This is a genomic window from Rhizobium sp. BK312, assembly GCF_014193605.1.
GTDB lineage: Bacteria > Pseudomonadota > Alphaproteobacteria > Rhizobiales > Rhizobiaceae > Rhizobium.
Map to the genome: position 1 here is coordinate 27,126 of NZ_JACHZP010000001.1, position 22,465 is coordinate 49,590.

22 protein-coding genes are annotated in these 22,465 nt (G+C 59.7%); 8 read left to right on the forward strand and 14 right to left on the reverse strand.

From position 1 onward, the window contains the following. The first annotated feature begins 29 nt into the window (after nucleotides 1-29). Complete coding sequence (locus tag FHT85_RS00140) at nucleotides 30-401, forward strand: VOC family protein (protein ID WP_112411776.1); 372 nt, start codon at nucleotides 30-32, stop codon at nucleotides 399-401. Nucleotides 402-538: 137 nt separating this feature from the next. Further along, nucleotides 539-1,057 (forward strand): alpha/beta hydrolase, encoded by a 519-nt coding sequence (locus FHT85_RS00145; protein WP_246779857.1) that lies wholly within the window; start codon nucleotides 539-541, stop codon nucleotides 1,055-1,057. A gap of 55 nt (nucleotides 1,058-1,112) precedes the next feature. Here FHT85_RS00145 and FHT85_RS00150 read toward each other — a convergent pair whose 3' ends face one another. Next, complete coding sequence (locus FHT85_RS00150; RefSeq protein WP_112411778.1) at nucleotides 1,113-2,246, reverse strand: citrate synthase; 1,134 nt, start codon at nucleotides 2,244-2,246, stop codon at nucleotides 1,113-1,115. An 84-nt stretch (nucleotides 2,247-2,330) separates the two neighbouring features. Between FHT85_RS00150 and FHT85_RS00155 the strand changes: the two genes are divergently transcribed. After that, nucleotides 2,331-3,419 (forward strand): citrate synthase/methylcitrate synthase, encoded by a 1,089-nt coding sequence (locus FHT85_RS00155; protein ID WP_112411779.1) that lies wholly within the window; start codon nucleotides 2,331-2,333, stop codon nucleotides 3,417-3,419. Nucleotides 3,420-3,442: 23 nt separating this feature from the next. Here the strand turns inward: FHT85_RS00155 and FHT85_RS00160 are convergent, their stop codons facing one another. Continuing rightward, the gene (locus FHT85_RS00160; RefSeq protein ID WP_183773924.1) at nucleotides 3,443-4,315 is read right to left on the reverse strand and encodes a LysR family transcriptional regulator; all 873 of its coding nucleotides are present in this window, start codon (nucleotides 4,313-4,315) and stop codon (nucleotides 3,443-3,445) included. Nucleotides 4,316-4,412: 97 nt separating this feature from the next. On the opposite strand from FHT85_RS00160, the gene FHT85_RS00165 reads away from it, so the two are divergent. Continuing rightward, complete coding sequence (locus FHT85_RS00165; protein ID WP_112338961.1) at nucleotides 4,413-5,012, forward strand: LysE family translocator; 600 nt, start codon at nucleotides 4,413-4,415, stop codon at nucleotides 5,010-5,012. 26 nt (nucleotides 5,013-5,038) lie between these two features. Here the strand turns inward: FHT85_RS00165 and FHT85_RS00170 are convergent, their stop codons facing one another. From FHT85_RS00170 to FHT85_RS00185, 4 genes are all read right to left on the reverse strand, one after another. Next, nucleotides 5,039-6,898, reverse strand: coding sequence for a CHASE2 domain-containing protein (locus FHT85_RS00170; protein ID WP_112411781.1), 1,860 nt, complete (start codon nucleotides 6,896-6,898; stop codon nucleotides 5,039-5,041). A gap of 12 nt (nucleotides 6,899-6,910) precedes the next feature. Next, nucleotides 6,911-7,444: a FecR domain-containing protein gene (locus FHT85_RS00175; RefSeq protein ID WP_112398307.1), complete on the reverse strand. Its 534-nt coding sequence runs from the start codon at nucleotides 7,442-7,444 to the stop codon at nucleotides 6,911-6,913. Between the two features lie 86 nt (nucleotides 7,445-7,530). Beyond that, entirely contained in the window at nucleotides 7,531-8,580 is a 1,050-nt protein-coding gene (locus FHT85_RS00180; protein ID WP_112398306.1) for a HoxN/HupN/NixA family nickel/cobalt transporter, read from the reverse strand. 139 nt (nucleotides 8,581-8,719) lie between these two features. After that, nucleotides 8,720-9,112 (reverse strand): rhodanese-like domain-containing protein, encoded by a 393-nt coding sequence (locus tag FHT85_RS00185; RefSeq protein WP_112338965.1) that lies wholly within the window; start codon nucleotides 9,110-9,112, stop codon nucleotides 8,720-8,722. Nucleotides 9,113-9,177: 65 nt separating this feature from the next. On the opposite strand from FHT85_RS00185, the gene ftrA reads away from it, so the two are divergent. Continuing rightward, complete coding sequence (gene ftrA, locus FHT85_RS00190; RefSeq protein ID WP_112338966.1) at nucleotides 9,178-10,230, forward strand: transcriptional regulator FtrA; 1,053 nt, start codon at nucleotides 9,178-9,180, stop codon at nucleotides 10,228-10,230. 33 nt (nucleotides 10,231-10,263) lie between these two features. On the opposite strand, the gene FHT85_RS00195 is transcribed toward ftrA, so the two are convergent. The 4 genes from FHT85_RS00195 to FHT85_RS00210 form a co-directional block, all read right to left on the reverse strand. After that, nucleotides 10,264-11,892: a CTP synthase gene (locus FHT85_RS00195; RefSeq protein ID WP_112411782.1), complete on the reverse strand. Its 1,629-nt coding sequence runs from the start codon at nucleotides 11,890-11,892 to the stop codon at nucleotides 10,264-10,266. A 143-nt stretch (nucleotides 11,893-12,035) separates the two neighbouring features. Continuing rightward, nucleotides 12,036-12,554 (reverse strand): preprotein translocase subunit SecG, encoded by a 519-nt coding sequence (gene secG, locus FHT85_RS00200; RefSeq protein WP_015339948.1) that lies wholly within the window; start codon nucleotides 12,552-12,554, stop codon nucleotides 12,036-12,038. A 113-nt stretch (nucleotides 12,555-12,667) separates the two neighbouring features. Continuing rightward, nucleotides 12,668-13,438, reverse strand: coding sequence for a triose-phosphate isomerase (tpiA, locus tag FHT85_RS00205; RefSeq protein WP_112338968.1), 771 nt, complete (start codon nucleotides 13,436-13,438; stop codon nucleotides 12,668-12,670). 138 nt (nucleotides 13,439-13,576) lie between these two features. After that, nucleotides 13,577-14,473, reverse strand: a complete 897-nt coding sequence (locus FHT85_RS00210) for an alpha/beta fold hydrolase (RefSeq protein ID WP_112411783.1) — start codon at nucleotides 14,471-14,473, stop codon at nucleotides 13,577-13,579. Nucleotides 14,474-14,679: 206 nt separating this feature from the next. Here FHT85_RS00210 and parE point away from each other — a divergent pair, with 206 nt between their 5' ends. Together parE and FHT85_RS00220 are read left to right on the forward strand one after the other, a co-directional pair. Beyond that, nucleotides 14,680-16,740, forward strand: coding sequence for a DNA topoisomerase IV subunit B (gene parE, locus FHT85_RS00215; protein ID WP_112411784.1), 2,061 nt, complete (start codon nucleotides 14,680-14,682; stop codon nucleotides 16,738-16,740). A gap of 235 nt (nucleotides 16,741-16,975) precedes the next feature. Further along, a complete protein-coding gene (locus tag FHT85_RS00220) occupies nucleotides 16,976-18,154 on the forward strand; it encodes an AI-2E family transporter (protein ID WP_112411785.1) in 1,179 nt (392 codons plus the stop codon). Nucleotides 18,155-18,158: 4 nt separating this feature from the next. Here FHT85_RS00220 and FHT85_RS00225 read toward each other — a convergent pair whose 3' ends face one another. From FHT85_RS00225 to FHT85_RS00240, 4 genes are all read right to left on the reverse strand, one after another. Next, nucleotides 18,159-18,626 (reverse strand): GNAT family N-acetyltransferase, encoded by a 468-nt coding sequence (locus FHT85_RS00225; RefSeq protein ID WP_183773927.1) that lies wholly within the window; start codon nucleotides 18,624-18,626, stop codon nucleotides 18,159-18,161. 138 nt (nucleotides 18,627-18,764) lie between these two features. Beyond that, complete coding sequence (locus FHT85_RS00230; RefSeq protein WP_112411787.1) at nucleotides 18,765-19,919, reverse strand: DUF2336 domain-containing protein; 1,155 nt, start codon at nucleotides 19,917-19,919, stop codon at nucleotides 18,765-18,767. A gap of 112 nt (nucleotides 19,920-20,031) precedes the next feature. Further along, entirely contained in the window at nucleotides 20,032-20,637 is a 606-nt protein-coding gene (locus FHT85_RS00235) for a flavin reductase family protein (protein WP_112411788.1), read from the reverse strand. Beyond that, nucleotides 20,637-21,224 (reverse strand): nitroreductase, encoded by a 588-nt coding sequence (locus FHT85_RS00240; protein ID WP_112338974.1) that lies wholly within the window; start codon nucleotides 21,222-21,224, stop codon nucleotides 20,637-20,639. Before FHT85_RS00240 ends, FHT85_RS00235 begins: the two co-directional genes overlap by 1 nt. Nucleotides 21,225-21,332: 108 nt before the next feature. On the opposite strand from FHT85_RS00240, the gene FHT85_RS00245 reads away from it, so the two are divergent. Beyond that, nucleotides 21,333-22,448: a hypothetical protein gene (locus tag FHT85_RS00245; protein ID WP_112411789.1), complete on the forward strand. Its 1,116-nt coding sequence runs from the start codon at nucleotides 21,333-21,335 to the stop codon at nucleotides 22,446-22,448. Nucleotides 22,449-22,465: the final 17 nt, after the last annotated feature.

A 22,465-nucleotide genomic window follows, 5' to 3' on the forward strand; every position in this document is an offset into this window, starting at 1 on the left:
AGAGCTCAATCTCACTTTTGGAGGGTGATGTGCTTGATCATGTGACGATCGGGGTTCGCGATCTCGAGCGATCGAAGATCTTTTATGACACCATACTCCGCTCTATTGGCATAGAGCGTCTTTATGCTGAAGGCGAAAGATTTGCGGGTTACGGCATTGGAAAGAAGGCTTTCTTCTGGATCGGTCAGCGTGATGCACCGCAGACAAGTGCACATATAGCCTTCACGGCCGAAAGCAGGAAAATCGTCGACGAATTTCACCGGGCGGCGCTTGCAGCCCGCGGCATCGACAACGGCCCTCCCGGGCTTCGTCCTCACTATCATGCGAACTACTATGGCGCTTTCGTTCTCGATCCGGATGGCCACAACATCGAAGCGGTTTATCATCTTCCGGTGACTTGAGTGGCGGGTGCTGCATTTCCTGTGAAATCACGGTACGGGTGGCCGTACATAGCGCATACGCCAAACCGGCGCGAAGGCAATGCGACTATCGAAACGATAAAAATGGTCTGATTATGTGCCGTTCAAGAACGCAAGACTTGTTGGTCGTTAGCGATATCCATGGCTTTCCGGAAACTTTTGTCGAACTATTGGACGCCGGAGGCATTAGGCACCGCGGTTTACAGCTTGCCAGCCTCAGCGGGCGCCCTGATCTTAGTGGAGACAATCTTCATGACCACCTTTTCAATAAAGGTGGTTTGCAACAAGCGCTTCGAGGACTTCTCGAACTTGATGGACGCATGCGCGTCGGCATTGGCTTCAGCGCAGGGGGAACTGCTCTATGGAATGCGGTCAAGGAGGGGCTGGAGCTCAAGGCTTTGATCTGCGTATCATCAACGAGACTGCGCTTGGAAACCTCCCCTTTGAATATACCGACCATGGTACTCTGGGGAGAGGCCGACCCATATCGGCCAACCGAAAGTTGGAACAACACTCTTCCGAGTTATTGGAAAGCCTACGCAGGAAAGCAGCACGATTTTTATCGGATAGACGCCGTTACGGCGAACTCTCCTTTGCGCACGGATATTGCAGCCTTCATCGAAAGCCTCTTTCCATAGCGCGTATCTGTGCTCCTTTGGGGACATATAGCCTTCACCGCAGCCAGCGGCCAAATTACTCTACCGGCGGGCCGACATAGCGCGCACGCGGGCGAATGAGCCTGCCGCTGGTGGCCTGTTCCATGGCATGCGCAAGCCAGCCGACCGTCCGTGCCAGCGCGAAAATGATCAGCGGTGCATCCTCCGGGAGATGATAGGCGTGGGTCATCGCCGTCAGTGCGAAGTCAACATTGACGCGTTCACCGACCAATTGCTCGCCGACATCGCGAACCCTGGCGAAGAGCGGAGGCAGTGTGAAGCAGCCAAGCAGCGCCTCGCCACGAATATCGACGTCAGGATAAAGCTGATGGCCGAAAGCAGGCAATGGCCGTCCTTCCGCCAGATAGCTGCGCACCGCTTCGTCCACTCCCGTCGTGGCCGCCCGCGCGATCAGCGTGCGCGCGCTCTGCCATGCGCCGCCATGCAGCGGACCGGTCAGCGTCGAAAGGCCGGATAGAGTGGCCGCAGATAATGTTGCGCCTGACGATGCCGTGATCCGCGCAGTGAAGGTCGACGCATTTAGCTCATGATCTGCGAGCAAGACGAAGCTGCGGCGGATCACATCCTCGGCATCCGGACGGTTCCAAGCGGTGGCGAGACGTCGGTGCAGCGGCTGATCCCATGGGCCGGGAGCCAATGCTTCGGCCACCGTACCAAATACGCTTTCAGCTTCGTTTTGGAGGGCTGGAAGTGAACGTCCGAGCGACGGCAGGTCGCGCGTTATGCGCTCGGCAAGCACGGAGAAAGCGCTATCCAGGGAGGGCTGCTTCCGCCTCGCCTCGCTTGGCTCGAATCGCAACGGCCGCTTCATGTCCCAAAGCAGCAGCGCGATATCTTCGAGGCTTGCGCTTTCGGCAAGCTGCGCCGCATCCTGGCCGCGATAGAAAAGCCTGCCGTTCGAAACGGTCGACAGCGCCGATGGCAATACCGGATCGCCCCATTGAATAGCCTCGGCGGCCACCGCCTCGGTCTTGCGCCTTCCGGCATGGCGGGTGGCCAATCGCTTGACGTCATCGGCGAAATAAAGGCTGCGCCGCGTATCTGCGGGATCGGCTTTCGCACGAATGCGCCCGCGGCTGACATTGGCGTAGAGCGTCTGTGATTTCGTTCCCAGCAGGTTCAGCGCCTGCTCTGCCGTCAGCCAGCTCATCGGTCCTCATATTGATCAATTGCATCAAGATTGACGTCAATAGGAATAGATCCGATCTAATCGGATAGTCAAAGGAGAACCGTAATGAAAAGTGGTCTTGAAGATGTCATTGCCGCAGAAACCAAGCTGTCCGACGTCGACGGCGCTGCCGGTCGCCTGATTATCCGCGGCGTGTCGCTCGATGATCTGGTGGCGACCAGCCGCTTCGAGGATGTTGCGGCCCTGCTGTTGGATGGCCTGTTTGACGAACATATCGATGCAGCTTCCATCCGAACTCAACTCGGCGCGGCTCGCGTTGCGCTTTTCCCGCATGTTGAGGCCGCCGATGCCGCTCTGCTCGCACTGCCGCCGGTGGACGCCGTGCGCGCCTTGCTGGCGCGCGTTGCCGACGGCGAAGATTTTGCAACGGCGATCCGCCTGATGGCGGCCCCGGCCGTTTTCCTGCCGGCCATCTTGCGATTGCAGAAGGGGCAAGCACCGATCAAGCCGGATGCATCCTTGTCCCAATCCGGTGATATCCTGCGCATGCTAACGGGCCGGTTACCAACCGCCGAGCAAACGGCGGGACTCGATGCCTATTTGGTGACGATTTCCGATCACGGCTTGAATGCGTCGACCTTCGCCTCCCGGGTCATTGCCTCGACCCATGCCGGCCTGACCTCCTCGGTGCTTGCAGCAATCAGCGCCCTCAAGGGACCGCTGCACGGCGGCGCCCCCGGCCCGGTTCTGGATATGTTTGATGGTGTCGGAAAGCCCGAAAATGCACGTGCATGGTTGTCTGACGCGCTCGATCGTGGCGAGCGGCTGATGGGCTTCGGCCATCGCATCTACCGCGTGCGTGACCCGCGCGCCGATGCCCTGAAGACAGCGTTGAAACCGATCTTTGCCAGCGGCCAGGCAGATGCTGGACGTATCGCCTTGGCGGAAGCGATCGAGACGGCAGCACTGGCGCTGTTGAAAGAGCGCAAGCCGGATCGGCCCTTGGACGTCAATGTCGAATATTACACCGCCCTGCTGCTCGATGCCCTCGGCTTTCCGCGCAGTTCCTTCACCGGAGTCTTCGCGATCGGCCGCACGGTCGGCTGGATCGCCCATGCCCGCGAGCAGACGCTTGACGGACGCCTGATCCGCCCGCAATCGCGCTATGTCGGTCCGCTGCCGAAGGCGGCATAAGCCAGTCTATCGGAAGACGGCACTTAGGCGGCCGCGGATTGGCGCGGCCGCATCATGCCCTCGCGGATATGGCGGGCAAGCTCCAGCGCCTGCGGCGTCGCACTTTTCGGCAAATGCAGATTGATCGAAAAGACTGGTAGTTCGGGCAGGCCCTGCTCGACGGTGAGAATATCGAGATCAGCCGGCACGGTCGAAGCGAGCCAAGCGGTGACGGCCAGGTCTGTACGCACGGTCGCCGTGGTCGCCTCGATATTGCCGTTCTCAAAGACCGTCCGCCAGCGCAGACCATCCTTGCTGAGCGCCGCAAAGACGGATGATCGGAAGGCACAGGTATCGGCGACCATCGAGATCGGCAGCGGCACCTTGCGATGGGCGTTGCCGGCCTTCGCTCCGACCCAGACGAGCCGCTCCACAGCAAGGCATTCCCCCTGCGACGTGCCGTATGGTTCCTCAGCCACGCAGAGGTCGATGGTTCCCCTCCCCAGCTCTTCCAGCAGTTCCGGTGATGATGCGCAAACCAGCGAAATCTCCACCTGCGGATGGCGCTCGGCATAGGATTTCAGCACAGGCGCCAGCGTTGCTCCGACAAGATCATAGGGAACGCCGAGCCGGACGCCGCCGCGAACCGTGCTTTCCGTCATGTCGTCCCAGATCTCGTCATTCAACGTCAATAGGCGACGGGTATTGCCGCGCAGCCGTTCGCCCGCTTCCGTCAACCGCAATCCACGCCTATCACGCTCGAACAGGGCGCAGCCGAGCATGCCCTCCAGTCGCTTGATCTGCTGGCTGACGGCGCCTTGCGTCATATGCAGCATATTAGCTGCAATCGTCATGCTCCCCTGGTCGGCAACCGTGGCGAAGGTTCTGACGAGGGCAATATCAAAGTTTCGGATCATGCAGGCATTATAATTGCTAATGCATCGATCCTTCAATATTCGATTTCATGATGCTGGAGCGGCGCCTATGCCTTTTTCAATTAGAGAAAGGCTGGATATGACGATCGAACCCTTGCTGCCGCTGATACTCTTCGCATTGGTTTCCACCATAACCCCTGGCGGTGCGACCACGCTCGCGACAGCATCCGGCGCGCACTTCGGCTTTCGCCGGTCCATACCGGTCATGGGCGGCTTTGCCTTCGGCTTGGGTTCCATGGCCGGAGCGGCGGCAGCCGGGCTAGGCGGCGTTTTGATGGCACTGCCAATGCTGCAGGTCGCCATGAAGACGCTGGGCTCGCTCTATTTGATCTGGCTCGCTATTCGAATCGGCAGAAGCGGCCAGCCGCGCGAGGCCGGGCAGATGGTGAGGCCGACAGGCTTCCTTGCCGGCGTCTGGATGCTCTGGCACAATCCCAAGGGCTGGGCGATGACGATGGGCGCCGCCGCCTCCTTTGCCGCGCTGGCGGATAGTCCGGCCAGACTTGCATTCCTACTTGGCGTGACCTTCTGCCTTATCGCCGCTTTCTCTTTGGCGGTTTGGTGCGCTCTGGGGCAAATGCTCGGACACCTCTTGAAAACGGCCTGGCAATGGCGAGCACTCAACATTTCTCTCGCTTGTCTCCTCGTGATTTCAATCGCCCCCATGTGGTACGCATAAGATCCGACGCGCTGAGATCTCTCGGGTCACGGCCGATCGCGCCAAAGCCATATGGTCAAAGAACCGGCGCGGCCACGCAGGCTTGTTTCGATCGGGCCGTTGAGGTGCCCATCTTTGAAGGGGGTGCTGTCGCGACCCGCCGCAAGCAAGAGGTCGGCGCTGATGGCAGCCTCCGCATGGTGACCTGCGGCAACCTCCATCAAGCGACTGGCAACGTTGACCGTATCACCTGTCGCAGTGATCTGTTGACGATCGCCGCCGCCGAGCCTGGAGGCGACGATAGTGCCGAAATGAGCGCCGATTTTGAAGCCGATTCGCGAAGTTATTCCCTGCGGCAATGCCGAGAGCCAATCTCTCATCCGGTGAGCCAGGCGAATGCAACAATGCGCTGCATTGGCAGGATCGGTAGGCTTTGGATGCGGCAGGCCGAAAAGGATCATGGCGCCGTCACCCATGAAACTGGTAATGGCACCGCCGGATGCAGTCACTTCTTCGTCGACGAGATTATAGAAGCCGTTCAGCAGTTCACGCACGGCGGTCGGGCCGATCGATTCGCTAAGACCGGTGAAGCCATTGATATCGATGAAGACGACGGCCGCCACCTGGTGTACCGGCTCTGCGAGAAGGCCGGGATCGCGCGCAAGATGCTCGGCCAGACCAGGCGCCTGGATGCGCTGCAAAAGCTGGCTTTGTTCGGCGAAGCGGGTGGCGCGTCTGCGGTCGAGCCAAAGCTGGATCGCGCCAAACAGCAGCGCCGGCGGGACAGTTGCCGCAATCGGAAGGGCGGCGCTTAGCCAAATTCCGTGCTTGAAGGCGCTGACGTTGATGGCAAACCAAAGAAGGACGACACCCAGCACCATGATCAGACCTATGGTGCTGCGTCGCCATGAAAGAAGGCTGACAACAGCAATCGGCAGCCCGACGGCGAAATAGAGGTCGATGAAACGAACGTTGCGGTCGCGTACCAGGCCATCTCCTGAGATCAGATGCGTAATGGAAGTGGAGATCACCTCGACACCGGGCAGAACGGGATCGAACGGCGTCGGAAAGACATCTCCTCCCCCTGTAACGGTCGCGCCGATAACGACGACATGGTCCCTGATCGCGGCTTCCGGCAACTGGCCGCTCAGCGCCGCGTTGGCGCTGACGGTGCGGATCGTTCCACGTGGACCGTAGAACGAGAGCGGCATGAGATAGCCGGTGTCGGTATGGATGGAGCGGTCGCCGATCTTGATATGGTCGGAAAGAACAGTCGTCTGCTCGCCGCTTGCGGCGGAAACGACGCGTAGCGAAAAGGATGGCTCGATCCGTTCGCCGCTGCGAAACAGCATCGGAACGAAACGCGGCGTGCCCGCCTTGTCGGTCTGCAGATTGACGATGCCATAGCTTGCGGCATCGGCGAACCGCTGCTGCGGTTCGAGGAATTGCAGCGCGCTGGGCACGCGGGCGAGAGGCTCGTTGCTGTTGTCGACAACGCGCTGGCGGCTTTCGGGAAAAATACCGGCTGCGGCCAGCACGACCTTGGTCCGCTTGAGTGATTGCTCCAACGCCGCATCGCCGGCTTCGTCACCGGGATCGACCAGAAGCACGTCGAGGGCGATGGCTCTAGGTCCCAGGGCGGAGATGGCGTCGACGATCCTGGCAAGCGTGGCGCGCGGCAAGGGATAGCGCCCCGCCACTCGCGAGGTCTCATCGTCGATGGCGACGATCGTGACGAGATCGGGCGGTTGGCTGTGGCCGCCGAGCGTATTGCGGAGATTCGTAAGTGTTGCTTCCGCGCCGTCGATGAAGGGAATGTCACCGCGCAGGTGCGCAATGCCAAGACCCAGGCTCCAGGCGACAGTCAAGAGAAGCGCAATCAACGTTTGCAGCGATGGTCTGCGCATGGCGTCGGGATCTCACTGGCCGAGGCGTGCCATCAAGGCGTTTATGCGCGGCTGTCCCCACGGATTGACACGCAAGGCAGAGCGAGTGCGATCCACATCGACACCTTGCCCTTGCCCGAGCGTCACCCCTTGCCCGGTCGATACCTTGTTAACCGCAACACGGCCGCGCAACACGAGCACGGATGTCTTGCCACGTTGCACGTCAACAGCCCATCGCGTGCCGCGGACGGCAGCGATCGCCTGCGGCGTTACCACTTCGAACCCACCCTGAACACGGCTACTATCCACATCGACCAAGGCCGCCTTGCTGTCGAGCACGATAGCGTCCACCCGGCCATCCCGATTTCGGTCAGCAAGGTGGAAATGCGCGCCGCGCTCGACGGTGATGCTAAGCCCAGGCTGGCAATTCAAAGTCCGGCGTTCGGTGCTGACGGTCGGCTGCAGCGGGCAATTCGAGACAATTTGCGCAAAAGCTGTGCCGGCGCCGATGACGAACAGGATGCCTGCCGTCAGTCCTAGGCCGCGAATACTGCTTGCATGGATCATGGTGGTGGCCCCTCATCGCATATAACTGGAGCCGCGGACGACGATGTCCAGTCAAAACATGCTCGATCCCCGGGCGCAATGATGCGTCATGAGCGATTAATCTGCAAGTTGTCGTAGCCTCCGGCTTTATAGAGCACCGTCGAAACCAGCCAGCTCAAAAGGAAAATGCCGACGACGGCGAAGCCGAAGTTGGCAAGATTGTCGTTGAGTTCGCCCACGAAGCTCCAGAAACCTCCTTCGAGGCCGAGTTTGTCGGCGATGAGCCCCAAAGCCTCGATGCCGCCGATGAAGACGGCGACGACGACCGACGCCGCGGTAATGGTTAGATTATACCAAAGCTTGCGCACCGGCTTGACGAAGGCCCAGCCATAGGCGCCCGTCATCAGCGTGCTGTCGAGAGTATCCATCAACGACATGCCGGCGGTAAATAGCGCCGGAAAGACGAGTATGGTCCAGAAGGACATGCCCTGCGCGGCTTGAGCGGCGGAAATGCCGAGAAGCCCGATCTCTGTTGCGGTATCGAAGCCGAGGCCGAAAAGGAAGCCGATCGGATACATATGCCAGGAGCGAGTTACGACCTTGAACATGGGCCGGAAGATGCGCGCCAGCAAGCCGCCGCCGGCAAGCAGCGTGTCGAGATCTTCCTCTGCGATCCGCTCACCTCTCTGCGCTCGTCTGAAGGCCGACCAGACGCCCTTCAGGACGAGGAGATTGGCCATACCGATCAGCAGCAGAAAAACAGCCGAAACCGTCGTACCGATGACGCCGCCTATATCGTGGAAGGAATCGAGCTGGCTCTGCATGGCAGCTGCCGTTGCGGCAATCAGGATGGAGGCGATCACCACGATGGAGGAATGACCGAGCGAGAAGAAAAAGCCGACGGCATAGGGCTGCTTCTTTTCCTGAATGAGCTTGCGTACGACATTGTCGATGGCGGCGATGTGATCGGCATCGAAAGCGTGGCGTAGGCCGAACATATAGGCAAGAAGCGCAATGCCGAGCAAAGACGGGCGGTCTGCAAAGGCGACCCAGGCCCAAGCCCACGCGGCAATATTGAAAGCGATCAACAGAGTGAAGGTGACGGCAATCTTGGCCCTCGGCCGCTCGACGCCATCGTCAAATGGATTAAGGATCATACTTTTGTTCCCATTATGCTTACTCGCATAGTGTCACGGAAACGAAAGCGACGCGACAGTCAAATGACGTAGATGCCGAAGTTTTTCGCAGTGTCGTAAAAATGGGCAGACCCAGCATGTGCCGGCTCTGCCCTCGCGCTCAGCCCTTCTCGAACGGATACCCCTCATCGGCCCAGCCGGTCATGCCGCCGATCATGACCTTCACGCGCTTGCCGAGCGTACCCAGGCGCCAAGCCGCCTTGTCGGTGCCATTGCAATGCGGCCCGGCGCAATAGACGACGAACAGGGTATCGTCAGGCCATTCCGCCATCCTCCTTGCGGTCATCTTGCCATGCGGCAGGTTGATCGCAGCCGGGATATGCTTCTCTTGGTACATTGCAGGACCGCGGACATCGAGCAGAACGAAATCGACATTGCCTGATGTCATGGACTGGTAGACGTCGGAGCAATCGGTTTCGAAGCCAAGCCTCTTGGCATAGTGCTCGGCGACGAGACTGGGATCTGCGGTGGGGATTTCACTGACTAGCGACATGGAACGCTCCTTCTTTGCTTCGGTGCATTCATGCCTGAGCGATCCCGTGGTTGAAATTGGCCGAAATGCCATATAACGTCAATATCATGCCAAACTCAGATAACCCCAATCTTCACGGCCCACATGTCGTCACCCTCGTCTATGACGGGCTCTGCACCTTCGAATTCGGTGTCGCCTACGAAATCTTCGGCATGCCGCGACCAGAGATGGGTGAGGATTGGTATCGCTTTTCCGCCTGCGCGATCGAGGAAGGCCTACTGCGCGCCGCGGGTGGGCTGACGGTGCAGGTCGATCATGGCCTCGAGGTCATTGCCGATGCTGACCTGATCGTCGTGCCCGGTTGGCGTGGTATAGGCACGGCAGTCCCTGCCCCGCTGATTGCCCAGCTCCAAGCGGCGAGCCGCCGCGGCGTCCGCATCATGTCTCTCTGCTCTGGTGTCGCGGTCCTCGCCGCCGCAGGATTGCTCGCGGGCCGCAAGGCGACGACGCATTGGCGCTATGTCGAGTCCATCGCGGCGCGCTATCCGGACATATCAGTGGATGCCGATGTTCTCTATGTCGATGAGGATAAGGTGCTCACGGCCGCCGGCAGTGCCGCTGCGATCGATCTCTGCCTGCATGTCGTGCGTCGGGACTTCGGACCTGACGCCGCCAATAGCGTCGCCCGCCGTCTCGTGGTGCCCCCGCATCGCGAAGGCGGCCAGGCTCAATATATCGAGACGCCGGTTTTAAGGCAGCGCGAGGGCGCGCGTTTAGGCCCCCTGCTAGAATGGATGCGAGAGCGTCTGCAGGAAGATCAGCCCATTGCGACGCTTGCAGCGCGGGCCGGCATGAGCGTGCGGACTTTTCAGCGCCGTTTCGAGGCGACCACCGGCATGGCGCCGGGCGAATGGCTGCTCAGCGAGCGGCTGCGGCGCGCCCGCGATCTTCTGGAGAAACAGACGGCTATTTCGCTTGACGATGTGGCGGCGGCAAGCGGATTTGGATCGCTCGCCACCATGCGCCATCATTTTCGGGAGAGGCTTGCGGTCAGTCCTAGCGACTACCGCAAGCGATTTGCAGTCCTCAAAGCAGTTCCAGGAAAAGTGCGTAGCGGTTTTCCGTCCGGAATTGCGTAAAAGCAAAGATGTAGAGCGCTTCGGTGAAGCGCTTTATACCAGCCGGCTCTGTTCCGTCGCCGCTTCGATGAAGCTCGAGAACAGCGGATGCGGTTCCAGCGGACGGGATTTCAGTTCCGGATGGTACTGGACGCCGATAAACCACGGATGATCCGCATATTCGATCGTCTCAGGCAGCACGCCATCCGGTGACATGCCGGAGAAGGTCAGGCCGCAATCTTCCAACTTATCCTTGTAGTCGATGTTGACTTCATAGCGGTGGCGATGGCGCTCCGAAATATCGATGGAGCCGTAGATTTCCGAAATCTTCGTGCCCTTCTTCAGGGCTGCCTTATAGGCACCGAGACGCATGGTGCCGCCGAGATCGCCCGATGCGGTGCGCTTCTGCAGTTCGTTGCCCTTCAGCCATTCGGTCATCAGACCGACGACCGGCTCTTTGGTCGGGCCGAATTCGGTCGACGAGGCATGCTCGACACCGGCCAGATTGCGGGCCGCTTCGATGACGGCCATCTGCATGCCGAAGCAGATGCCGAAATACGGCACCTTGCGTTCGCGCGCGAAACGGGCAGCCAGGATCTTACCTTCGGAACCGCGCTCGCCGAAACCGCCAGGCACGAGAATGCCATGCACCTTCTCGAGATACGGCGCCGGATCTTCCTTTTCGAAGACCTCGGACTCGATCCATTCCAGCTTAACCTTGACCCGGTTGGCAATGCCGCCGTGGTGCAGCGCTTCGATCAGCGACTTATAGGCATCTTTGAGGCCGGTATATTTGCCGACGATGGCGATGGTCACTTCGCCTTCCGGTGTGCGGATGCGATTGCAGACCTCTTCCCACTGTTCCAGACGCGGCTTCGGAGCCGGCTCGATGCCGAAGGCGGCCAGCACCTCGTTATCCAGGCCTTCCCTGTGGTAAGCCATCGGCACGTCATAGATGTTCGCAACATCGAGCGCTTGAATGACGGCAGATTCCCGCACGTTGCAGAACAGCGAGAGTTTGCGGCGTTCGGCTTCGGGGATTTCCCGGTCGGCACGCACGAGCAAGATATCGGGATGGATGCCGAGGGCCTGCAGTTCCTTGACGGAATGCTGCGTCGGCTTGGTCTTCAATTCGCCGGCGGCCGGAATATAGGGCATCAGCGTCAGATGAACGTAGACAGCCGTGCCGCGTGGCAGGTCGTTGCCGAGCTGGCGGATCGCTTCCATGAAAGGCATAGCTTCGATATCGCCGACCGTGCCGCCGATCTCGCAGATGACGAAATCATACTCGTCATTGCCCTCCGTGACGAAATCCTTGATCTCGTTGGTAACGTGCGGAATGACCTGAACGGTCGCGCCGAGATAGTCGCCACGGCGTTCCTTGTCGATGATGTTCTTATAGATGCGACCGGTGGTGATGTTATCGGTCTTGGTGGCCGAGCGGCCAGTGAAGCGCTCGTAGTGGCCGAGATCGAGGTCGGTTTCCGCTCCGTCGTCGGTGACGAAGACCTCGCCGTGCTGGGTCGGGCTCATGGTGCCCGGATCCACGTTCAGATAGGGGTCGAGTTTGCGCAGGCGGACTCGATAACCACGAGCCTGCAACAACGCTCCGAGAGCCGCAGCCGCAATTCCTTTTCCGAGGGAAGAAACCACGCCGCCAGTGATGAATACATATCGCGCCATGGGAGTCACCGAATACCTTTTCACAAATGATTCCGCTAGCCCTAAAATTCGTTTCCGGAATTTTGGCTACAGAACGCGGAATATGGACAAAACAAAACCGGCAGATCCGAGGACCTGCCGGGGATGATCTTTGGCGACCGGAATTACTTGCCGGTCGGGACGCCGCCGTTGTCGGCTGGCGCGGGAGTGGTCGTCGCCGGCGCGGTCTGTTGACCGGTCGCGGCCGGAGCCTGCTGTGCAGGTGCTGCCTGATTCGTCGCGGCCGGCGGGGTCGCCTGCGATTGCGGAGCAACGGCCCCACTGTTCGGCACGCCGCTGTTGTCGGCCGGCTTCGGCTGGGTGGTTGCCGGAGCAGCACCCTTCTGGCCACCAAGCGAATCGAGGATACCGTTGCCCTGACCCGCCGTGCTCGGAATACGATTGAGAACGTCGGTCGGACGCGCCTCGAAGCGGGATAGCACGTTCATGCCGAGCGCAAGTGCGAAGAACAGCGCCGCAAGAATGGCCGTGGTGCGCGTCAGCGCATTGGCCGTACCGCGCGCAGACATGAAGCCCGATCCGCCGCCGATGCCAAGGCCGCCACCTTCGGAGCGCTGAATCAGCACCACGCCGATAAGGGCGACGACGATCATGAGATAGATGACAAGCAGTACGGTTTGCATAGATCCAGTCCTGCCCGGTGCGGGCATCAAAAATAAAAGCTCGCGGCTCTTTACATGAGGCTCTCGCCTATTCCAAGCCCTTTTAAGGCTGGAACTCCGGGCAAGTTGTTGCTTCAGGCGAACTGCCGTTCGAATGCGGCATAAATGGCAAGGAAGTCGGCGGCTTTCAAGCTCTGTCCGCCGACAAGCACGCCGTTGACATGCGGAATGTCGAGAAGACTGCGCGCATTCGCACCGCTGACGGATCCGCCATAAAGAATTCGCATGTTTGCGCCCTCCTTGCCGAAGCGTTCGATAAGCTCTGCGCGCATGAAGGCATGGGCTTCCTCGACATCTTCGCTGGTCGGAACCACGCCGGTGCCGATTGCCCAGACTGGCTCGTAAGCAATCACGGTCGTTGCCGCGGTCGCACCATCGGGAACCGAGCCGATCAACTCCCGCTTCAAAACGTCGAGCGTCTGGCCGCTATTGCGTTCATAGGCAGTCTCGCCGATGCAGATGATGGCAATCAGGCCGGCATCGTGCGCGGCCTGTGCCTTGGCGCGTACAAGCATGTCGCTTTCCGCGTGATTTCTGCGGCGCTCGGAATGGCCGACGATGACATGCGTGCCGAAGCAGTCGGCAATCATTTCGGCCGAGATGTCACCCGTATGAGCGCCACTGACCTGCTGATGGCAATCCTGGGCGCCGATGGCGAGCGGGCTGTCGTCGCAAAGCGCCGTTGCCACATAGAGCAACGTCGCCGGGGGGCAGAGCAGCGTGTCGATTTTCTCCGACAGTGGCGTCTTGACGCCATCCGCGATCGCCTTGATCTGATCCAGGCTCGCGCGTGTGCCGTTCATCTTCCAGTTTCCGGCCAAAAGCGGCCGTATCGTCTTCGTCATTCCGGTTTCTCCCCCTATTTCATCCATCGGACTAACAAAAAGGCGGAGCAAAGGAAAGTTAGCGAACAAGGCCGAAACCTGTTCAAATCGTTTGAAAAAATGCTTATCCGGAAAATAAATCGAATTGTGCGATGTGTTTCACGGCGCCTGGGTATCGACGAGCCAGTTTAGCACCTTGCGCCAATCGGTCATGCGCACCGGCGTTCCGTGGTTTCCGGTTTCGAAAAGCGTAAAACGCGTGGGATAATGCCCCTTGTAAAGTTTCTCGAACAAGGCTTGCTGGTCGGCCGCGGCGTAGACTGGATCCTTGCTGCCATGGGTAAACCAGAGCGGCAGCTTTGCCTTGTAGAAAGCGCTCTTCGCGAAATCCGGATCGGTAACGCCACTCAGGATCGCCATGCCCTTCAGCCGCTTGACGCTTTCGGCATCGCGCGTGATGCCCCAGCAGATGAAACTCCCCATGGACGCACAAGTGAGAATGACGGGCTTGCCGCCGGATTGCTCGTAGGAATAGCGGATGAGCGCCGCGATATCGGCAACGCCATTGCTGTCGAAACCTCTGACGCTCGGCGCATAATAGGTGCCGCCGTTCTTGTAAGCCAGGTTCTTCAGCCGGTTGAAATTGCCGCCGAACGTATAATCGTTGGAGCCAAGCCGGCGGTCGCCGCCTCGGCCGTGAATGAAGATCACGGTAAAGGCCTGTTTCGATGCGGGGCCTATGCGAGTGACATCGACCCTGCGATCGCCGATCTCGAGCGTTTCGTCCTCCTGCGCCTTCCAGCGCACGCCGGTATCGACATAAGCCGGTTTGACGCGCTTTTCCGGAATCTGGTCGCGGCCGTTAATGTCACGCAATTCCTGATAATCGATCGTCTGGAAGGCGCCGTTGTCGTGACTCTCAATGACCGTCTGGCTGGAAAACAATTCGTCCTTGAACGGCTTGAGCATCTCGGCAGAGGTTCCCGAGGCGGTCGCAAGCAACAAAATGCCCGAGATTGCGGACAGAACGGGCAAATGAGCTGTGGACATTGGCATGCGGATACTTCCTCCGATCGGCCATCGGGCTTGCCATTCTTCACCCGGCAACGCAAATCTCTTTCATGAATCTGCCCCGTCGTGGGGCGCCATCGCTCTTGTGCGCTGTTTCTGGCAGAATCACGGTGATTCGCGAATAGCGGCGACAAATGCGATAATGAAGGGGTCTGGCCCCACCAGAACAAATCTGAGCAGCTTGAAATTCTATGGACAATAGCAACGATCTCTTCTCCGGACTCCCCCGCTCCCCGAAGCCGGAGGCAGCGGAAAATCCGGTGGTAAAGGCAGAAAAGCCCCCTGCGCCCGCACAGCGCGCGGCGCCGGCGACCCAGTCGTCGGAGGAATATGGCGCGAGTTCGATTCGTGTTCTCGAAGGGCTCGAGCCGGTCCGCATGCGCCCCGGCATGTATATCGGTGGCACGGACGAGAAGGCGCTGCACCACCTTTTCGCTGAAGTGATCGACAACTCGATGGACGAGGCTGTGGCCGGTCACGCCAATTTCATCGAAGTCTATCTCGATCGGGAAGGTTATCTCACCGTCACGGATAACGGCCGTGGCATTCCGGTGGAAAACCATCCGCAGGTGCCCGGCAAATCGACGCTCGAAGTCATCATGACCAAGCTGCATGCCGGCGGTAAGTTCGACGGCAAGGCCTATGAGACCTCGGGCGGTCTGCACGGTGTCGGCGTGTCCGTTGTCAATGCGTTGTCGGACGACCTGGAAGTGGAAGTTGCCCGTAACCGCAAGCTCTATCGCCAGCGCTTCTCGCGGGGTCTGCCGGTGGGCGGCCTGGAAGAGCTGGGCGATGTGCATAACCGGCGCGGCACCCGCGTCCGCTTCCATCCCGATCCACAGATCTTCGGCGATCACGCCCGTTTCGATCCGGCCCGCGTTTTCCGCATGGCCCGTTCCAAGGCCTATCTGTTCGGCGGCGTCGAGATCCGTTGGGGCTGTGATCCCGAACTGGCGCCCGAAGGCGCCGATGTTCCGGAAAAGGCGGTCTTTCACTTCCCGGGCGGCCTGAAGGACTATCTCAAGGCGACGATGGGCAGCGAATTCACCGTCACCCGTGAAATTTTTGCAGGCAAGTCTGAGAAGGAAAGCGGCCACGGCTCGCTCGAATGGGCCGTCACCTGGTATGGCGGCGACCCGCAGATCCATTCCTATTGCAATACGATTCCGACCCCGGAAGGCGGCACGCACGAGGCAGGCCTCCGCATCGCATTGACCAAGGGCCTGAAAAACTACGCCGATCTCACCCAGAACAAGCGTGCGGCCAATATCACCACGGATGACGTGATGATTTCCGGTGTCGGCATGCTGTCGATTTTCATCCGCGAGCCGGAATTCGTGGGCCAGACCAAGGATAGGCTCGCGACGGTCGAAGCCCAGCGCATCGTCGAAAACGCCCTGCGTGACCCTTTCGACCATTACCTTACCGATAATCCGGCCGAAGCCGAGAAGCTGCTGGAATGGGTGATCGAGCGCTCCGAAGAGCGCATGCGCCGCCGCAAGGAGAAGGAAGTCAATCGCAAGACGGCTGTGCGCAAGCTGCGCTTGCCCGGTAAGCTGGCCGACTGCTCGCAGAACTCCGCTGCTGGCGCTGAACTTTTCCTGGTCGAAGGTGACTCGGCCGGTGGCTCTGCCAAGCAGGCGCGCAACCGCTTGAATCAGGCGATCCTGCCGCTGCGCGGCAAGATCCTCAACGTCGCCAGCGCCGGTCGCGAGAAGCTTTCAGCCAACCAGCAGATTGCCGATCTGGTGCAGGCGCTCGGTTGCGGCACGCGCTCGAAATACCGCGAGGAAGATCTTCGCTATCAGCGCATCGTCGTCATGACCGATGCCGACGTCGATGGCGCTCACATCGCCTCGCTGCTCATCACCTTCTTCTATCAGGAGATGCCTGAGCTGATCCGCCAGGGCCATCTCTTCCTGGCCGTGCCGCCGCTTTACAAGATCACGCAGGGCTCGAAATCCATCTATGCCCGCGACGACGCCCACCGCCTGGAACTCATGCAGACGGAATTCAAGGGCAAAGGCAAGGTCGAGATCAGCCGCTTCAAAGGTCTGGGCGAAATGCTCCCGGCCCAACTCAAGGAAACGACGATGGACCCGGCCAAGCGCACATTGCTGCGCGTCGAGATCGACGAAGTGGATTTCGAAGGCACCCGCGACGCGGTCGACAATCTGATGGGCACCAAGGCCGACGCACGCTTCCGCTTCATTCAGGAGCGTGCTGCCTTTGCGGAGGATCTGGATATCTGACGGCGCACCAACCGCCGAACGGATTTGCTGATCCTGCTCACCAAAACAGTTTCAATTCGACGCAGAAACTCAATCTTTTGCGTTCAAGATGCTTTGTGGCCTTGATTATGGCGCGCAGGGCAGTCGTGCTATTGTCATGACGGCTGAATAAGAAGCTTGAAGCCGTTGCTCTTGAAACGGCCTAGATCATACCCCATAACCGGATGATCTAGTAAATTGGGGCGAAGTAAGACCGGTGGGTGTATTTGAACGTCATAAGCCAAAGGAACACCGGTGGCTGGGGCCGAGCGCGCATGCGCGCATGCCTTTGATCCCATCCATTTCCGCGGCACGCTGGCTGCTGATTCTGATTGCCATTGCCGGCATTTATTTCTTCTACGGATTTCTCGTTCCGGTTCTGGCCGCCGCGGTGATCGGCTTTGCCACCTGGCCGCTTTACAGCGATATCGTGCGGCGAACGGGCGGGAATACGACAATTGCCGCCACCATCGCCATCGCATTCATCGTGACCTTTCTGGTTCTGCCGATCGTTCTTTCCGCCCTCTACATGGCCGGAGAAGTACGCGACTGGTTCGGCTGGGCAATCCATGTGAATCGTGAGGGGGCGCCGCCGCCGCAATGGATTCTGGCTTTGCCGGTCGTCGGCTCCTGGCTCGGCGAGCAGTGGACGCAATATGTCGGCAGCCCCGGCTCACTCGGTGAGCTGGCGCAGCTCGTAAGCGGCGCCCATATCGGCAATATCTATAGGGCCGTACTCGCAGCAGGCGGTGGCGCCTTCCACGTCGTCTTGACCCTGCTCTTCATGCTGATCGCGCTGTTTTTCATCTATCGCGATGGCTCGACCTTCGTTCGCCAGGTCGATCTGCTCGGTGAACGTATCCTTCCCAATCGCTGGGAACGGATTTCCCGCGTCGTGCCGGCGACGATCAGCTCTACCGTCATGGGCATGACGCTGATCGCTATCGGTGAAGGCATCGTTCTCGGTGTGGCCTATTGGATTGCCGGCGCTCCATCGGCCATCACGCTCGGCGTTCTCACGGGCGTCATGGCTCTTGTCCCGGGGGGCGCCCCGCTCTCGATGTCGCTCGTTTCGATCTATCTCGTCGCCAGCGGCTCGCTTTGGGCCGGTATTGGCCTCTTCCTCTGGGGTACGATCGAGCTTTTCATTGTCGACAAGACGCTTCGCCCCAAACTCGTCGGCGGGCCGATCAAGCTGCCCTTCCTGCCAACCTTTTTCGGCCTGGTGGGCGGCGTGAAGACCATGGGCTTCCTCGGGCTCTTCATCGGCCCGGTGTTGATGGCCATCATCGTTGCCATTTGGCGCGAATGGATTCGCGAAGCCGAATTGACCGAGGAGCAGCACGCGCAGGAGCCCGAACTGCAATTGCATGTCCGGGACGCTGCCGAGGGTTGATTGCTCAGCTGGTTTGTTTCAGCCGTTTTTCCATGAAAAGGCTCAGTGGATCCGGCTGATAGCTGCCGAAAGGCGGAATTTCGAGATAACCGAATTTCCGGTAGAGTCCGATCGCTTCCGGTTGATATATGCCGGTTTCAAGCCGCACTGCGGAAAGGCCTTTTTCGAGCGCCGCCGCTTCGAGCGTTTCCATGAGCCTGCGTGCGACGCTTCGGCCCCTGGCGACCGGATCGACGAACATGCGCTTGATCTCCGCCGTGCCGTCGCCGGCTTCCACCAGCGCGCAACATCCAACGATTATCCCCTCCACCCTGGCGACCCAGAAGGTCACCTCAGCCTTCTCCAGCGAAGACAGATCGAGCAAATGGTTGCTCTCCGCCGGATAGAGCGATTCCGCATAGGCGCTCGACATGTCGAGAAGGCGAATGACGCCTTCCTGACGCGGGGATTCGATAGCGATCGTCAGTGACAAGATGAACCTCGGAACCTGGAGCATGTCGCGCAAAAATGTGCGGCGGTTTTGCGATAACGACATGCGCAAAATCAAAGACCTAAAGGGCGGGAAGCGAATCTGAAAGATCTTGACGCGCTTTAGAACGCCGGCTGGATATCACGCGGCGGCGAGCGTTGCCAGTGCGGCAAAGCTGCGCGCAGTTTGCCGCTTTTCGGCATTGGCAAGCTTCTCGACCATGTCGAGGAGCTGCGTTGCAGCAACCGGGCTTTGCTCCGCAAGGCGGAACTTTCGCATCAGCCGCGAAGAAACATCTTCCAGCATCGCCGTACCGTTCTTACGGGAGGATTCGCGCCAAATCACCGTCGCCTCCACGAAGATCGTGCTGATATCTCGGCGCAAGCCGGCGCTCTCGTAGAGAGCCCGCAGGGCATGGACGCGTCCTCTGGAAACGATCGAGCGCACGCGTCGTTCGTCGCATCCGGAAAGGTCGGTGATCGCGCAGGCAAAGAAATCGACCTTTCCGGAGCATAGCGCATGCATGAGGAATGCCGGTGTCAGCCAGCCGCTGCGCCTTAGATGCTCGACCAGATCAGGCAATTGCTCGTGCTGCGCCGTTCCTGCAATGGCAACGGTTGCGGATTCCGTCGCCTCACGCGTGACTTGTTGCAGCCTGGAGCCGCCGACAATACTCTGGACGAGAGGCGATTCCGAAAGCGCTTCGCTGACGTGCCGCATTAGCAGGTGTCTGATATCTGCGGACAAAATGTCCCGGGAAAGAAGCAGTCCGCGTATGTCAGCGGAATCACCCATGCGCTCGGCGATGCGCTTGAGCGAGGCCTGCGAAAGCAAGGCACCGTCGTTCTCGAGCAGACACAGAATTTCGACCTCTCCGCCCATCTCGGCAAGCGCAGCACAGACGGCACACGGCACCTCCCCGCGTGACGCGATCAGTACCCGCGTCACGTCGCTACCCCGCAATGCGAGATCGACGAGATCGGCATCGGTGAACACGGGCGAAAACAAGATGATCTGCCCGGCGATTTCAGGCTGATCCTCGGCTAGAGATAGAATGACGTTCCGCGGGGCGCCGGCCGAATGCGCGACCGCTTCTGCGAGCGCCAGCCGCACGCGAGGAGACGGATCGTCGAGCAGATAGGTCATCGCCATCTCGGCGGCCGCGCGCTCTTCCCTAGGCATCTCCGACTGCAGATAGGCCCTGCCGAGCGCATTGGCCGCCCGGGTTCTGCTTTCTGCCTTGGCGGTTTCAGCCCAGCGAAGGAATGCTTCTATAATCACGTAACGCCCCGATATCGGCGAGGCGATTCTTGCCCCGCAAATTCCTATACTTCACCTTATCGGGCAAAGGTTTACGGGACGTTTACCTTGCTTGTTAACCTTTCGCCTGCGGGCATGAGTAGCGCCTTCAGGGCGCCTTTGGCCTCATCATCTCGAAGACCTCGCTGCCCTCGCTATAATCCATATAGCCCATGCGTGCGATGGGACGCGCCAACGCCATGTCCAGCCGGCCTTCGCGAATGATCGTCTCGTCGATATGGATACCGACGACCTGGCCGATGACCATGATATTTTCGGATGTCTCGCCATTGAGACCCTTGGGCTGCAGGATTTCAGTCACCCGGCATTCGAGCACGGCAAAGGCTTCGGCGACATAGGGCGCATCGACCAGCTCGCCGGGCCTAGCAGTCAGTCCGGCAAGTTCGAATTCGTTGACCCCATAGGGAACGGCAATCGAAGAGTGGTTCATCTTCTCCACGATATGGCGACTAACGAGGTTGGCAGTAAAGACGCCGGTTTCCTCGACATTGCGCACGCTGTCTTTTCGACCGGCGGAAGAAAACATTACCAGCTTCGGCCGATCGCTGACGGCATTGAAAAAGGAATAGGGCGAGAGATTCAGCGAACCATCCCTGCCCTTGCTGCCGATCCAGCCGATCGGCCGCGGCGCGACGATTGCCTTGAAAGGATCATGCGCCAGACCGTGGCGATTGGTGTCTGTCGTATAGAACATCACGCGTCCTCGCCGCCGATCCAGGTCACCGTTTCCGACAGCTCCGGGCGCGGGCGTTCGACGGGCGGGAAGCTTGTCGAGCCGATATGGATGAAGCCGGCAACCTTCTCGCCCGGCTTTACTCCGAGCAGAGGATAGGCGCGTTCGTCGAAGGCGAACCATTCCGTCAGCCAGTTGGAGACCCAGCCATGGGCATTGGCCGCCATTAGCAAGTTCAAGCAAAGCGCGCCCGCCGACATCAACTGCTCCCACTCCGGGATCTTGAAATGCGGCGCCGCCTTGCTGACGACTGCGATGACCACGGGTGCGCGAGTGAACCGGGTGCGCTCGACCTGAATCATTTCTTCCGACAGGTCGGGCTTGGCTTCCAGCGCGAGCTTCAGCAGCTCTTCACTGATGCGGGCGCGTTCCCCGCCGCGATAGACGATGAAGCGCCATGGCGCGAGCTTGCCATGATCCGGCACACGCGACGCCAACCGGAGAATCTCCTCGATTTCAGCCTTGTCCGGGCCTGGTTCCGACATTTGAAACGCAGGAATAGATCGGCGCACCGCGAGATAGTCGACCAGCTTGATATCGGTTTTCATTAAGGAACTGCCTTCATTTGGGCTTTATGGGATGTAGGTCTTGAATTTGCCACCGCATTGGTTTTGAAGTGGCGTGTGTTTTATCGGAAGTCAATCGGTTGGGTATTCATGTCAGGCATTTCATCCGCTCGCCGATTGAGCGCGGCTTTCGCGATGCTTGTGAGCATGAACACTGCCGTCCCGGCACAGGATGCCTTTAAGGAATTCAAGCAGCTCGACGGCAGCGTCAAGATGCCGAAGCTCAATGCTTTCGTGGCACCGAATGGCGAGAATTCGCCTGCGCGCACATTGCGCGACGTTTCCCTCGAAGCCAAACTCACGCCCCAGAGCGGCCCGCAGCAGCAGGGCCTCGCCTGGTACGTCTTCAGCCCGATTGCGGGCGCTGATGGCAAACTGCCGCTGGTCGCCAGTTCGCGCGGAGGCTCGGCCTCCTTTCACCTTTTGCCGGGCGATTATTTCGTCAATGTCTCTTTCGGCCGCGCCGGCGTCACCAAGCGGCTGAGCGTGCCTGAAAGCGGCGACCCCCAGAAGCAGACGATGGTTCTCGATGCCGGTGGCATGGTCCTGAACGCCGTATCCGGGCCCGATGTCCGCATCCCTCCGAACGAGCTGAGTTTCTCGATCTACTCGAGCGAAACCAAGGAGGACGGCGAGCGTGGTCTTGTCATGGACGATGTCAAGCCGAACACGCTCGTCGGCCTCAGTGCCGGCACCTATCATGTCGTTTCCGAATATGGCGAGGTCAATGCCGTCATCCGCGCCGATATCCAGGTGGAAGCCGGCAAGGTGACGGAAGCGACCATTCAGCACAGGGCGGCAAAGATCACCTTCAAGCTGGTTTCGGATGCCGGCGGTGAGGCAATCGCCGATACTGCTTGGTCGATCCTGACAGCTGCGGGCGATATCGTTGGCGAAAGCGTCAGCGCGTTCCCGACCATGGTGCTTGCGGAAGGCCGCTACACGGCCGTCGCCCGAAACAAGGACAAGATTTATCAGCGCGACTTTACCGTCGCCGCCGGCATGAATACGGATGTGGAAGTGCTGATGAAACAGCAACAGCCGCAGGAGGTCGATACCGAACAATCGGCCCGACAGCTACCGATCCAGATGCCGCCAATGCGCCAGAGCCAGACACCGCCGGCCACGACCAACCAGCAGCCGCTGCCCACCTATGAACAATTGGCGCCGGCCGCTGGCGGCGACGACGGCGATAGCATGGATTGACAACTGCGACGGCGACA